Origin of the sequence: Bradyrhizobium sp. CCGUVB4N (assembly GCF_024199945.1) — a bacterium.
GTDB lineage: Bacteria > Pseudomonadota > Alphaproteobacteria > Rhizobiales > Xanthobacteraceae > Bradyrhizobium.
This window is the reverse complement of record NZ_JANADP010000001.1, coordinates 1,567,394-1,581,008: the sequence shown is the minus strand read 5'-3', so window position 1 is coordinate 1,581,008 and position 13,615 is coordinate 1,567,394. Positions and strand designations below refer to the sequence as shown.

The window sequence follows — 13,615 nt, the reverse complement described above, 5'->3', positions numbered from 1 at the left end:
CGATGCCCGCAGGCAAATGCGTGACCGAGTGCCTCCGGCGAGCGGTACATTGTCGAGCGTGAGGGATTGTTACCCACATGGGCGGAGACGAAGCACATCTCCAATGGAGATCCGCGCGGCTCCGGGCAACGCCTAAAGCCCGACCGAAGGCCACGCCCCATGCTCACCGATAACCTGGCTGGCGTGGGGCTCATCGGGCCCATTCATCGACATGACCTAGAGATCGATCGCGCTAGCACGGGACGCGATCTATTTTCTGTGGTTTCTTCTTCCGGCGATTGCACGCAAAGCGATGGTTTGAAATAGTACGTGTATTGCGACAGCCCCAATGGGGTTCTTTTTTGATGATCTCCAAATGGCTCGGCTACCACCCACCCCCAGTACGATTAAGAAGCTTTTTGCGTACACCGGCAACCAGTGCGCGATGCCGAACTGTACAGAACTGCTTGTTGATCCTTCCGGCACCATGCTCGGAAAGATCGCGCATATCTGCGCCGCAGAGCCGGGCGGCGCTCGTTACGAAACCACGATGACCGACGAGGATCGACGAGCGGAAGCCAACCTATTCATCATCTGCAGCAAGCATCATGATATCATCGACGACAAAAAGAACGAGCCGGGCTGGCCACCCGACCTTCTTAGACAACATAAGAGAGACCACGAAAATCGGTTCAAGAAGGCCGAACGTCAGCTCATTGACCAGTTCGTTGATTCAACACAGATCGCTCAGCCGACGTATCCGAAGCATCTAAAGGCTTTGGCTGCTGCGTTGCAGTGGGATTCGATGTACAAGGACCCTAAGCAAATCAAGGGAATTCACGCGTTCATCGATAAGCTTCGAGAAGTCCCGCGTTCGGAGCGAGAATTTGCACTAAGCTTAGCCGAACGTATGAAACGACGCGGAGTTGACGTTCTGCCCACTGACGACGTGCAAGGAGCCTTCAATATTGGCGCCGAGGCACTGAAGCGCAGGATGGGCATATTGGATCACCACGGCCTCGGAAGCATCGACGAAGGGACCGGGTACCGGACATGGAACGTTTCACTTTGGAGCCGTAAGGACGGCGACAATCCTTGGATAGAGATATTGCTATTTTGCGAGGCGACTAATGCCGATCCTCGCGAATTTATTCACGATCTCAATTTTGGCCTGTACGACGGCTGAGGCCTTAAAGCGAGCTCGCTCGTAAGCGAGCTTCCGGGACGCAATATCGCGATCTATGCGCGCGTAGTAGGCCGGAGGCCTCCAGCGTGAGGGATTGTTACCCGCATGGGCGGAGACGAAGCACATCTCCAACGGAGATCCGCGCGGCTCCGGGCAACGCCTAAAGCCCGACCATCTCGGTCACGCCCATCTTGTTGAGAAACTTAGGCCTTACGCCACTGATCCGGCTTACCAACATTGGTGTGCTTGACCCGTTCAACGACGGGGCTGTGACCGGGATTTAGTTCACGGGCACGCTCGATGGCCTCGCGCTGGGTCGGCAACACATCGCTGGCGCGCTCGGAGCCACCGCGGCGAACCGCGTAATCACCCTGATCGCGGCGCTCAACGTACATCTTGTCCTTGTTATTGCTCATCGGGAAAAACCTCTTGCAGTTGATCGCCTCAAAACGTAGGAGGCGATTCGGTACGAAGTTGGAGCGCGCGTCAAGATCGTTCACGAGGCCGATCGCTTGGTCATTGTCGTCGATGACGACGGGCCCGGCATTCCGGAAGGAGAGCAGGAGAAGGTTTTCGCGCCGTTCTATCGGCGCGAGCCCGCGCGCGATCCGACAAAGGCGGGGGTCGGCTTGGGTCTAAGCATTGCCCGAACGGTCGCTCGCGAACATGGCGGTGATGTCACGCTCAAGAATCGGAGTGGCGGTGGGCTGAGAGCTCTTTTTGAACTCCCGACTTAGGACGCGACCTCATTGCGGTGCAGCCACAACCTGATAGACGCACTTGAACACAGGGATCCTAAAGGAAACTCAAATCGGCCGATCAGAAGCTGGGCTGCCGCATAGGACGGGACGACCGCTTGTGACGTATGTATAGTTTATGCTTTATATTTAACTTGATATGTAAATCTATAAATTTACAAATACCTCCTTCCCGTATATCTATAGCTATGCGAAAATGATCCGCTTGCAAAGCTATGAGTATACAAATGGGTGTCAAAGACGTAGTTCAAAAGCAATATCAACGGCTTGTCGACAGCGCGGCAAGCCACACGGTCCTACGGACACCCCCGGAGGGCTGGCTTCGCACGGTTCGAAACGCCCTCGGCATGTCCGGCTCCCAGCTAGCGAAGAAGTTGGGCGTCACACGCGCCCGCATTCCCCAAATTGAGCAAGCCGAGCTTTCGGGGGCAGCCACCCTGAAGTCGATGCAGGCTGCAGCCGAAGCAATGGGATGCCGATTTGTCTACGCCGTCCTTCCCGTCGGAACCATCCAAGATGCAATAGCTGCTCATGCGCTAAAAAAGGCGCAGGCGTTGGTTCGTCGGGCAAGCACACATATGGCGCTCGAAGACCAAGCGCTCTCAAAAGACAAGATGGCTGCGGAAGTGGAGCGCATCGCAGCCAATCTTGTGCGGGAGATGCCGTCTGATTTCTGGAGCGACAAATGACCGGACTGACAGAATATCCGGAGGGCGCGACACCCTTAGATCCCAATGAACTCGGGGGGTTGAAGTTCAAGCACATTACGACCCGCGAAGAGCTGGACGAGCTTGAGCAGGCGAATATTGAGTCTGGCCTGCAATGGCTTGGTCGCCATCGCGGCGATGTTCTGACGGACGATTTTGCAGTTGCCCTTCACAAGCGCCTGTTCGGTGACGTGTGGGATTGGGCAGGTACGTTCCGAAAGACAGGCAAGAATATCGGCGTCGATCCCATTCACATCCCAGTTCAGCTGCGGACGCTGATGGATGACGCGCAGTACTGGTCAAAGAATGAGACTTATCCTGAGTTAGAGGCAGCGGCCCGGTTTCATCACCGGCTTGTTCAGATTCATCCATTTCCAAACGGAAACGGACGGCATTCCCGGATCATGGCGGATACGATGCTTGAGCGCGTCTACGGAGCGAAGCCTATCGACTGGGCGGGCGGCTACGATCTTCAAAAGATGAATGATCGCCGCACCACCTACATTGTGGCGCTCAAAGCTGCCGACGCAGGCAACATTACTCTACTGATAGACTTTTGCAGTCCACGTGGTGGCCATTGACTACGACATGAGACAGTGACGGCCAACTAGAAAAAGCTAAGTGAACACGAGGCTGCCTGCGTCACGGGGATATCACCCGAGCTGCTGCGTTGGCTAACGTCCAATGCTCCAAAAGCAGGAATAAAGCGAAAACTCAAGGTAGCGAAAATAAAGAAGGTCGCGGATATCAAGGGCGACACGTATTTCTTCGAAGAAAGCGAACTTCTCGACTTCAACAATTGGCTAAAGAAGCCGTGGCCTCATAAAGAAGGCAAGCGTCCGCACGTCCCAACGGGAATTCGCCGCGAAATAATTAACGAAGCTAACGGTGAGTGCGCGATCTGCCATGGTCACAAAGATACCTGAGAGGCGGCGCATCTCGATCCAGTCCACAAAAGTAACAACAACCATCCAGAAAACGTTCGCGATCAACATCAGCGAGCTTTCGGCACCGACGGCGCCGTCTGCAGCGGCTGACAAGCTCTTTCAGGCGTACATGGAAAGGGCGAACAGGTTCATCGCTTAGACCGATGGGGGGTTGTTTCAGGCAGCAATGCCCTTACGCGGATGCATCCAGGAAAACCATTTGGCTCTGTTTGTTGTCCTGTTTCCTAGGACTGAGGACACCACACTACAAAGTACCCTTGCAATCAAGCCCAAAGGCGCTCCAAGAGCGCATGAAAGCCGTTACGGCGCAGCGCATGCTGGTCGGACGTTCAGTCCTCTGGCAGCACGCGCGACCTACAGCTATGCTAGAATCGTGGCATCACGCCGCCTCCGCAGATGCGGGATTCGCAAATAGCGCTCGACGTCTGCAGCCTCACCCTGACCGCGAAGGTTCTTGCAGAGCAATCGGGTGCCTGCTCCCTCCTGACGTTCATCGTCCCCAGATGTCCGGAATAGTTCAGCAACTTCTTGGGCTTTCGAAGTCCCGTGACTGCAACCATGAACTCCACAGCTGCCAGAGAGGCCACGACTCCGTTGATCGGAGACACCGAAGGCCCTTTCCCCGCGAGCACGTTCTGGTCAATGCCGTAGATGCGGTTTCGTATCTGTCGCTCGGCGTCGCTTTGCAGATACTCTTGCACGGCGCGGCGATCGAGCTCGCTCATGCATAATAAGCAACCGTCACCATCCCACGCTGTACAGATCCGGCCCCCATACACTCCAGGCTCGGGTATGTCAGATGCGAGATCGATGTAGTTCTTGCGATACGCAGCACACAACTCGTTGAGAATGGCGCGCGGGCCGTCTTCATCAAAACACCCGAACACGACATCAGCGGCCTTGACGGCGGCGAATGCCTTCTCGGATACAAGACCGTTGGGAACCTCTGTGATTTTGATTGTTGGATCGATCTCATTGGCCAGCCGTTTGCTCAGGCGTACCTTTGGGCTGCCAGGCACCGGGTCGTCATGGCGAGCGCCGACGAACCGGTTGCGATTGGTCTCAGCTAGGTCTTCGTCATCGACGAGATCTATCCCGCCGACTCCGAGAAGTGCGAGGTGTTGCACCAGCGGACTGCCGAGACCGCCGACGCCGGGTTTCCGCTGCCCCTCTTCGCCGAAGAACCGAATGTTGCGGTCATACCTTTCCGGCAGGTCCTTCATTGCCAGCCCACGAGCGAGTTATTCGTCGGCTTCAGTAGGGCGGTGCCGGCCACGAGCTCGTCGAGCGCGCGCGGCACCTTCGGATTGTCGAGCCACACGGGGGCATCGAAACCACTCGGAGCGAGACCGATTGCCAAATACGGGCGTTTCGGCAGTCGCCACCACATGTGTGGAACCGTCTCCCGCAGCCCACGCCGATCTGACGTCGAAAATCCGGCAGGCCAAGGACCGGGGTGTGAATGCAGCTCCACCAGCGACGCATTGAGGTCGTGCGCCCGCTTGATCAGCCGAGCTCGAATTTCGTCACGGAGCTCGATGTAGTCGCTCTCCTGAACGTCGAAGTCGGCTGGGCCAAGCTTCTCGTACTCAAGGAGTTCGAACGTCGCGTCCCGCGCCAGCCGCGCGTCCACAAACAGAAAGGCAGCCTGCTCCTGAATGCTGCCGCGCGGCAGCAGCCGTCGAGTTCGCGCTCCTGGAATGGGTGGACTGGTTCCACAACCGGCGGCTCCTGGAGCCTATCGGCAATATCCCGCCCGCCGAGGCAGAGCAACGCTACTACGCCATGCTGGAGCAACCGGCCATGGCGGCATAACTTAAACCAAATGGCCTTCGGCAAACCCGGGGCGGTTCACCGGGCCTTCCGCTCTCTCTTTTACCTTTCTCCCGCCCCTTTTTACCTCCCTCATGTCGCTCACGAGCGTCGACTTCCTCAGACGTATCGACATCTTCAGCGCGCGCGTCAGTTTTCTTCTCTTCAGAGGGATCCTGCCCTATCGGCGTAAGACACGCGTATCGCCGGGCATTCGGCTCCCCGTCGCCCCTCAACGAGAGCCGTGAGAACGTATTCCCTCGACTTCTTGTTGCACGGCGCGCACGCCGGGTATTCGTCGCCTTCCGGAGCATGCTTCACGTCGAAGAACGCGCGGTCCGGTTGGTGGACGCCCGTCGACGCTGGCGCGATGCCGCCGCAGAAGATGCACAGCAACTCCCGATGGAGCAGGCCGAATTGCCTGCGCTTCCCCTCGCCCAACCTGGCCTTCGTTCAGCCCTCTTCAGCGCACTCAGGATTTCTTAGAGCGGACGGTGAATTTCGTGACGAAGTCGTTTAGCGTCAGGCCAAAATGGTTCAACTGATCGGCTACCACTTTCGCGTCTGCGTAGCCGTTTTTCTGACTGATCGCTACCGAGTAGCTCCTCGCTGTCGCGGCGAAACGCGCCAAGCAGTCTTGCGTGACGATCCTCGCATCGGCATGCAGGGTGGCAGCATGCTCGGGCACGATTTTCGGATGCACCATGACCGGCGTGGCGCTGCAACTTTTGTCGTACTTTTCGGCGAACCAGGCCATCGAGCCGTTTAGTTGGTTGCAGTCGTGCTTGTTAATCGCGCTGGCCTTCACCGCACCGCTCTTGCACTCAATGACCAGGTATTTCAGAGCACCGAGCGCCCAAAGATTGTCGGGCCCGCGGCCGGTCTCTTGTTCGGGCCGCTGGGAACCGAAGCCAAGGAAGAGGCCAAGATCTAACATTGCGGACTCGAACTTCTTGCTGTTCTCCTCGCCCCACGCCAGGGACTCGTTCAGCGCGTTGACCCACATGATCAGGTCGTTCTTCTCAAGAAACCGCTTCATGAACGCGACCGCCGAGGCAGCCTGACTATCCTTGGGAACGCTTAGCTTGTTGTAAGCGATGCCACTGACCGGGCGGACCAACGCGCGATTCAATTGGACCGCGGCCAGCTGGAGTTCCTGCGCTTTCACCTGGTCGGTGTGGTGGACGTATTCAGCAAGCTGCTGCTTCAGATATCCAAGAGCCTTCTTTTCCGTCACTGTTCGGGCGGCCTCTTGGACCGTCTGCTCTGCGAGATCGAACCTCTTCGAGCGCGCGAAATCGAAGGCCTTGCGCAGTGCGACCACAGTCTCGTCGACGTGGCTTGCGTCGCCCGCATCGGCGTTGACAACGGCCGATCTGCTGGCATCGAGCCATTCGTCGTCGCCTGTTAGGCAAAGATCCATCACCGACGCGATTTCGGAAAGGGGCTTGCTCTTCAACTGCGCCGTGACCTCCCTTCCGAGATCCAACTGCGCGCGCGTTGCCGAGGAGAAGAGTATTCGCGCATCGGGCCGATGCAGGCGTTGCGTCAGCTTGGAACCCATCAAGAGTACGACGCAGTGATCTTGGCTGGATCGAACACCGCGTCCCATCCCCTGCTCAATACGCTGCACCTGCCGAACAAGCAGGCGATGCGTTCCGTCCAGCGCTTCCTGCTCGATCCGCTCGATCAATCCGTAAAGCTCGGGCAGACCGTCGATCACCAATATCTCGCACGCCTTAGCCGGAAGATCGACGCCGTCGTACTTCCCGACGAACACAGTCAAGCCGACATGCCCCTTGCGTAGTTTGTCGGTCCCCTCCTCGATGCTGTCGGCCGTCAGAGTCTGGTTGGCCACGTCGGCCCAGAACTCAGCCCGTTTATTCGACGGCACGATCACCGCGACATTGATGGTCTTCGCCTTGGCCGCGACGAGCGCCTTGACCTCCTCGACCGTGATGTCCGGATTGATTTCCTGTGGCGCAAGGATCATGCGGTCCCCGATGTCGCCGCCGCCCTTGGGACGAATGGGATCGGCGACTTGTTCGGCATCGGCCTGGAAGTGGCTCACCAAAACGCCGTCGTCCGCCAGCGTCGCGGTCATGTAGATACGCCGCTTCGCGCCGGTGAATGCGGGGATGTTGTCAATCGGAATGAATCGCGGAGCAATTTCGACGCTGCCGCCGCCGAATGCGCATTGGCAGAGCTCGAGGACATCCTCGACCAGCCGCCACGGCCATTTGAGCGCCTCATCGCCGCGATGAGGATGAAGGATGCGCAGGACATCGCTCTGCTTGTTCTTCCACGCCCAGAACGGGACCGCCATCGCGATCTGCGGGTCGTGATCGGCGATGTCCAGAAACGCTGACGCCGACTGGTTCTCGAGGTCGGGCCTGAACAGTTCCAAGAGAGGAGCGTAGGCAGGATGATCCGAGGAAAGCCGAATCTTGAATTGATCGGCTACCGTGGCAAGGCATGCATGCGCATCATCTATGACAAGGCTGCCGATCTCGATCTTTGTGCCACCGCGCCCGACACCGAACACCGATCTGCCATTCACCAGTTTCCAGATGTTTATGACGAGAATTGCAGTGCCGGAGACGAAGGCCGCATCGTGCTCATCCTCGGTCACAGCGATGCCCAGGGATTCGGCTTCGGCAACCACTTGGTGAAGGAGGTACTTGTCAGGCGTGACATAGACTGCTGGTCCCACACCTTCGTTCAAGCTGCTCTGCAGGCAAAGCAGCCCCACGACGGTCTTCCCGGAACCGGTATTCATCTTAAGAGTGTTATCGGCGCGGGTCCTTTTGCCATACCAGGCATCCAAGACATCACCCTGCTCGTCCGACGGCCGCTTGAATTTCGTGGTGTCGCGCTTAAGCGTGGTGAATATCTTGCGGGGATCCGTCGGCTTTGCTGACGGCAGGCCGGATTTGATTTTCTTGTAGTCGAGGGTCAAAGATTTACTCCGGGACAGCCTTAATTGACGCCAGCGGCGGTCTCAGCCCGCTCCGCACCGGGCCTTTGTGTTGCCCGCGGACTTTCCGAACTGCGGCTGGAAGGCATGGGTTAGCGGTCTGATGGATCGAGGGGTTCAGTCGAGAAAGAAAAAAAGAGCCGCCCCAAAACGGGGCGGCCAGTGTGTTCGTCGCGGGAGGAAAAATACGACGAACGAGTTCAGCAGAAAGCGCGTCAACGTCTTGCCCTACCGGCTCAAGCCGATTCGACTTTCTGGGATCAGAAAGCCATAGCGGCACATCGCCTTCTACATGCCTCGAAATCAGCGCGCGTCCGTTTGCCGCTGCACCGTAGCCAATTGACAATGTTTATTGATGCAATGGTTCGCATATTGGCGCTGAAATTCGGCGCAGAATGCGCATTTAGAGGGATTTCCACTCATGCGTACCTCTATCGGATTTCAGCGACGCATGCGGCAACTCCCCGAAGCGCCGGATGCCAGGCGAGCATGAAGCCATTCGCCGAGGCCGCTGACTTGCAGCCGATCCGGCGTTGCCGTCTCGCGGGATGTTCGGCCACTTCTTTGTGTCGCCGACTGGTCATTGCCTCACCCGCTGATCATTTGATGAAGTCGAACTGCAATATCGCTCTCAGACCAAGGGTGTCGATCTCTGCATCATCATCCGTCAGGCGCGCCTTTCTAGGCCTGGCGACGGATCGCCGAGGTTGGGGAGCTGTTAGTGGCTCGTCACAGTGATTTTGACGGGTTGCGTCCAGGGCGGTCAGATTGGCTCCAGCAGGCTTTTGGGATCACTGTCCTCGGCTGCCTTCTGATGGCGCCAGTTCGTTCCAGCATCAGCACCATTTGGTGAACCAAGGGGGCTGACGCGAAAATAGTATAGTCCTGCATCTCGCTTTCGGCCCGGGCCCTCACGGGCAAGGAAGAAGCACTGCTGGTGACAAACGCCTGCTCGAATCCTCCAAGCCGGCCGCTCCCGTTGGAACTGCTGCAGGCAAATGGTCAAACTGAGCGCTCGTAAGAGCCTGTCGTGCGAGACGGTGAGCCCAAGCCAGGCCGAGAACGAGTTCTCTAGCGCCGACCTATCAAGAGTAATTCCCCGCGGCCTATGTTGGGCTATCGGGTAGCATCATCCCGTCCAGCGCGGTGCGGATTTTCGTTGCTCTCGACGTCTCTATAGATGCGCTATATTGGCGGGAGTCCCGTCTAACGGCAAAGGCTTCGAGGCGTTCGCTCAATGGCTCCGTTTTTGGGGCTCGCCTGCTAGTGCTCAAGTCTATTTCTTTGATGCGGGGCTGATGAACTGCGACGTCTTCAATTGCTCCGCTGGAGTGCGAGTGCTTGTAAAACAATGCCGGAAGAAACCTTTCGCCGTGGAACAAGTTGATTTGGGCATACTCCAGCATGGCGTCGGGCGAAGGCATGTAGGCGCTGCGATCGCCGCTATTGTCCGCTATCGTTCCATGCCGATAAAGGTTGTCATGCCACTGGTCGAAGGTTTGCGCATGCCTGTATGAGGCTAGCGCAAACTGCATACTAAAAATTACGCAGTCTGCAGCAGACTTCTGGGCACCGACATCGATAAAGGCCCACTTCGGCTCCGTTCCAAGCTGTTGTATCGATTGCTGCCGCAGTCCCAAATAGAAAGTTATGAACGTATAAAGGTTGGCAGGCTCCATCACGATGATGGTCGGAGCCGCACCCGCGCGCATCCGAACATCGGCGGAAACGTGGTGCATTTCACCGTCCTTCAGTCGCACGACAGCGCGCCAGGCGCAATCTGAGGACTGGTGGGCCAGCGCAGCGAGAAACTGGGCGGGCGAATCTATGTGCCTAAGGTTAAGGTCCGAGGAGCGCTGGTTATAGCTGGCCGCCAATTGATGAAAATTGTCAATGTCCAACGACAGGAGTTGGTCGTCGGGCTGTCTGTTGGCAGACAAATAGGAAGCGACCTGCTGACCGTATTCGATCAGGCCAGATGAAAGGTGCGCTTGCCTCGCACGCTGCAGCGTTTGGGAGAGCAATTGGAGCTTCTCGCCAATGCGCGGGGCCTCATCAGCGGTCGATGTAGTCCCGTCGTCGGTGGGGCGAGATGACCCTGGCGACTGGCGTTGAATGGATCGAGACTGGCTTGGCCGTAAGGACCGGACGTGAGCGGCAAACTCGGTCTCCTGAACGTATTGATCGTGCTGAGAGGTGTCATGACTTCCGCTCAACCGAGAGATGCATCCGCCCATTTCTATCCTCATCTAACCTGCGAGAGACAAACTATTCCGAGCTGCTTGACGTGCTCGGATGAATATCCGTTCGAGCTGTTGCATGCTGCTCAAGGCAGTATCGGCACCGAAAGATCCAACATTATCAAACTACGATCGTTAGCTTTCGAGAAGCTGACGGGGGCAGAAAGTAGCGGTTGTTGCAGAAGTGGCGCCCCCCTCGATTGGAGTTCGTGCTTGCTGATCGGCGAAGTGCGCCCGCCGATCAGACCCAAACCGGGGCAGATCGAGCCTTACGACTGTGAGTACCGGCACAAGGGCACCGCGAGCGTGTTCGTGATCTTGGATGTAAACAGCCTTTGGCGCAGGGTGACGGTCTCGTTCCGCTACGGCCCCAAGCGCGCCAGCTGGATCTCATCGCGGAGAATGAGATCAGCGTTTCTGGTCCGCAAATACCCTCGATCAACGCATTGTGGGCGGCGACGATCAAGGTGAGACGCTCTCATCCTGAGGGCTGCGCCATAGCGGAACGCGCCCTGGACAAAATAGATGTTCACAACCGAGAAAGCCCGCGCACAAAATGGGCCGTACCTACCCAAAACCTATCACCAAGCTAGGCCGAGCTCAAAGTGTCAAATCCTCTGTGACGAGGTCCTAGCCAGTCGCGCTCGCCATCTGTATCCCTGCCTAACGTCACCGATTCTGTTTGAGCTTCGGCCGTGTAGAGCCTTTCGTGATTGCGCCTCTCCCGTCGGCTGAACCTTCAATTTGCGCGTCGATTCAACGACCGATGTCCCAGTGCCCCCCTGTTCGCTAGCCTGCCGCAGAGACTCGGCCGAGCTCGGCAGCTTGACTCTCCAAGAGGCGCCGATAGATCCCGCCGGGCCGCTTGGTCAAAGCAGCATGCGTACCCTGCTCGGCGATGACGCCGCCATTAAACACTAGGATGCGGTCGAGGCTGCGCACCGTCGACAGCCGATGTGCGATCACAATCGAGGTGCGGCCCTTCATCAGCCGCTCCATCGCTTCTTGAATGAGAGCTTCTGATTCCGAGTCAAGGCTTGAGGTTGCCTCGTCCAAGACCAGCACCGGCGCATCCGCTAAGAAGGCGCGCGCCAGCGCGACGCGCTGCCGCTCACCGCCAGACAGCTTGACGCCACGCTCACCGACCAGCGTGCCGTACCCCCTGGGAAGCCGAAGGATGAACTCGTGCGCATTGGCAAGCCGCGCCGCCCGCTCGATCGCCCCCATACCGGCTCCGGGCCGGCCATAAGCGATATTCTCGGCGAGCGAACGATGGAACAGGATCGGTTCTTGCTGCACGACCGCTATCTGGCTGCGGAGCGATTGCTGCGTGGCAAAAGCGATGTCCTGACCGTCGATCAGAATGCGGCCGCCCGTGACGTCATAGAGCCGTTGCACCAGCTTGACGAAGGTCGTCTTTCCGGAGCCGGAGCGGCCGACCAGACCAACCCGCTCGCCGGCGCTTATATCAACCGATAGCCTGTCATAGAGCGGCGCACCGTCGCCGCTGTACTGGAAGGTGACTTCGTCGAATACGATCTCACCGCCGTCGATGGCGATAGGACTTGCCTCCGGCACGTCCGCGATCCCGATCGGCTCATCATGGATCGCGACCAGCTCCTCCATGTCGTCGACCGAACGCTGGAGGTTGTTGATGTATATGCCGACCTCGCGCAGATACGCGTGAATAACGTAGTAGCTGGTCAGCACATAGGTAACGTCGCCTGGCGAGGCGAGCCCCGCCATCCAGAGCAGCACCGCGCCGCCGATCACCGCCGCTCGCAGGAACAATAGCAGCGAGTGCTGAGCCATCGCGGCGTAGCTGTGGCGCAGCCAGGTTCGCCGCAGCCGTATTCGCCAGCGGTTGATGGTGCGGGCGAGCCGAGCATCCTCGCGCACTTCCGCCCCGAAAGATTTTACTACCGCATTGCAGGTCAGGGCATCGGCCAGCGTGCCACCGATCTTGGTGTCCCAGGCGTTGGAGATCCGTGCGGCAGGCGCGATATGGCGGACCGAGAATGTCAGAGTCACGACAACATAGATTCCCGCACCAATCGCGACCACGCCGCCCAGCGCAGACCAATGCAGCCCGAGCAGGATCATCGAACCGACCAGTATCGTCAGGGACGGCAACAGAGACATCAGGATCGTCGTGTTGAGCAGATCGAGGGCCCACATACCGCGCGCAATCTTCCGCACGCTGGAACCAGCAAAAGAGTTGGCGTGCCAGTCGGTTGAGAACCGCTGGACACGCGTGAACGTGTCGCGGGCCACGTCCGCCATCGTCTGAAGTGTGAACGGAGCGATTGCGTGCAGTCCTATGAGGCGCAGGATCATCGAAACCAGGCCGAGTGCAACGATGCCGCCGAAGGCGGCCAGCGCCGCATCTCGCGCACTCTGATTATGAGGGCCTAACGTCAATGCGTCGACTAGATGGCCGGAGTAGACCGGCATGAACAGGTCGGCCACCGTTGACCCGAGGAAGCCCACCAGCACAACGGCGGCGCGGTAGGGCTGGTGCAGCCAGTGGCGAAAAACGAACGGAAGCACCGCTCGGATCGCGATAGGACGTTTGTCAGCTAGAACGGTCATGCCGCAATCCGGCCGTTGCTAGGGTATAAATCGGCGTGATCTGAACTGAGCTCCGCGTTACACAGGTGCGATCGAACACCGGCGCTCCGTCGGCATGCCTTGGCTAGGCGAAGCACTCGATGCCAATTCTCCAAACCGATCGAACTCCGCTCCATAGCTTCTCGTGGAAGCCTGGCGGTCCTATGAGGCCTCCCCTCATTCAGTATCAGGCGCTTTAAGAATTCGCTCATGCTAGCATCTTGCTCGAGGAAGACCTCCTTCGAAAAACTCGCCGCAAAGACAGGCCTCGCACGACAATGACGCCCCGTTTGCTTTAACCTTCCCTGCATGTGAGCGGCCGGCGGGCACAAAAAGAGTCCATCATGGCGTTTCAGGAAAAGAGAAGATCGCATGTCATGACTGCAGGCGAGAAGACAG

11 protein-coding genes and 1 pseudogene are annotated in these 13,615 nt (G+C 58.1%); 5 read left to right on the top strand and 7 right to left on the bottom strand.

Features of this window, described 5'->3' with window-relative positions:
• The first annotated feature begins 328 nt into the window (after positions 1–328).
• Positions 329–1,165, top strand: a complete 837-nt coding sequence (locus NLM31_RS07145; RefSeq protein ID WP_254191857.1) for a hypothetical protein — start codon at positions 329–331, stop codon at positions 1,163–1,165.
• 203 nt (positions 1,166–1,368) lie between these two features.
• Here NLM31_RS07145 and NLM31_RS43180 read toward each other — a convergent pair whose 3' ends face one another.
• Positions 1,369–1,665: a DUF2188 domain-containing protein gene (locus NLM31_RS43180; RefSeq protein ID WP_254128609.1), complete on the bottom strand. Its 297-nt coding sequence runs from the start codon at positions 1,663–1,665 to the stop codon at positions 1,369–1,371.
• 12 nt (positions 1,666–1,677) lie between these two features.
• Between NLM31_RS43180 and NLM31_RS07135 the strand changes: the two genes are divergently transcribed.
• The 3 genes from NLM31_RS07135 to NLM31_RS07125 all read left to right on the top strand — a co-directional run bounded on the left by NLM31_RS07135 (position 1,678) and on the right by NLM31_RS07125 (position 3,211).
• Positions 1,678–1,902 (top strand): ATP-binding protein, encoded by a 225-nt coding sequence (locus tag NLM31_RS07135; protein ID WP_254191856.1) that lies wholly within the window; start codon positions 1,678–1,680, stop codon positions 1,900–1,902.
• Positions 1,903–2,150: 248 nt separating this feature from the next.
• Complete coding sequence (locus tag NLM31_RS07130) at positions 2,151–2,612, top strand: mobile mystery protein A (RefSeq protein ID WP_254191855.1); 462 nt, start codon at positions 2,151–2,153, stop codon at positions 2,610–2,612.
• A complete protein-coding gene (locus NLM31_RS07125) occupies positions 2,609–3,211 on the top strand; it encodes a mobile mystery protein B (RefSeq protein ID WP_254191854.1) in 603 nt (200 codons plus the stop codon). Before NLM31_RS07130 ends, NLM31_RS07125 begins: the two co-directional genes overlap by 4 nt.
• Positions 3,212–3,433: 222 nt before the next feature.
• Here NLM31_RS07125 and NLM31_RS07120 read toward each other — a convergent pair whose 3' ends face one another.
• The 3 genes from NLM31_RS07120 to NLM31_RS07110 all read right to left on the bottom strand — a co-directional run bounded on the left by NLM31_RS07120 (position 3,434) and on the right by NLM31_RS07110 (position 5,210).
• Complete coding sequence (locus tag NLM31_RS07120; RefSeq protein ID WP_254191853.1) at positions 3,434–3,670, bottom strand: hypothetical protein; 237 nt, start codon at positions 3,668–3,670, stop codon at positions 3,434–3,436.
• A gap of 272 nt (positions 3,671–3,942) precedes the next feature.
• Positions 3,943–4,800, bottom strand: coding sequence for a ThiF family adenylyltransferase (locus NLM31_RS07115; RefSeq protein WP_254191852.1), 858 nt, complete (start codon positions 4,798–4,800; stop codon positions 3,943–3,945).
• Positions 4,797–5,210, bottom strand: coding sequence for a hypothetical protein (locus NLM31_RS07110; RefSeq protein ID WP_254191851.1), 414 nt, complete (start codon positions 5,208–5,210; stop codon positions 4,797–4,799). The genes NLM31_RS07115 and NLM31_RS07110 overlap by 4 nt, the downstream gene beginning before the upstream one ends.
• A 44-nt stretch (positions 5,211–5,254) precedes the next feature.
• Between NLM31_RS07110 and NLM31_RS07105 the strand changes: the two are divergent.
• Positions 5,255–5,392: pseudogene (locus tag NLM31_RS07105) on the top strand (IS3 family transposase); the annotation flags it as partial.
• Positions 5,393–5,861: 469 nt separating this feature from the next.
• On the opposite strand, the gene NLM31_RS07100 reads toward NLM31_RS07105, so the two are convergent.
• The 3 genes from NLM31_RS07100 to NLM31_RS07085 all read right to left on the bottom strand — a co-directional run bounded on the left by NLM31_RS07100 (position 5,862) and on the right by NLM31_RS07085 (position 13,198).
• On the bottom strand, positions 5,862–8,348 hold the full coding sequence (locus tag NLM31_RS07100) for a helicase C-terminal domain-containing protein (RefSeq protein ID WP_254191850.1): 2,487 nt from the start codon (positions 8,346–8,348) through the stop codon (positions 5,862–5,864).
• A gap of 1,124 nt (positions 8,349–9,472) precedes the next feature.
• Positions 9,473–10,390: a YopJ family acetyltransferase gene (locus tag NLM31_RS07095; protein ID WP_305884443.1), complete on the bottom strand. Its 918-nt coding sequence runs from the start codon at positions 10,388–10,390 to the stop codon at positions 9,473–9,475.
• A gap of 1,005 nt (positions 10,391–11,395) precedes the next feature.
• Entirely contained in the window at positions 11,396–13,198 is a 1,803-nt protein-coding gene (locus tag NLM31_RS07085; RefSeq protein WP_254191849.1) for an ABC transporter ATP-binding protein, read from the bottom strand.
• Positions 13,199–13,615 lie beyond the last annotated feature (417 nt).

Bases quoted from the DNA above. Each gene is read 5' to 3' on its own strand.
- NLM31_RS07115 (WP_254191852.1), bottom strand. From the start codon at position 4,800: ATGAAGGACCTGCCGGAAAGGTATGACCGCAACATTCGGTTCTTCGGC.
- NLM31_RS07145 (WP_254191857.1), top strand. From the start codon at position 329: ATGGGGTTCTTTTTTGATGATCTCCAAATGGCTCGGCTACCACCCACC.
- NLM31_RS07130 (WP_254191855.1), top strand. From the start codon at position 2,151: ATGGGTGTCAAAGACGTAGTTCAAAAGCAATATCAACGGCTTGTCGAC.
- NLM31_RS07125 (WP_254191854.1), top strand. From the start codon at position 2,609: ATGACCGGACTGACAGAATATCCGGAGGGCGCGACACCCTTAGATCCC.
- NLM31_RS07085 (WP_254191849.1), bottom strand. From the start codon at position 13,198: ATGACCGTTCTAGCTGACAAACGTCCTATCGCGATCCGAGCGGTGCTT.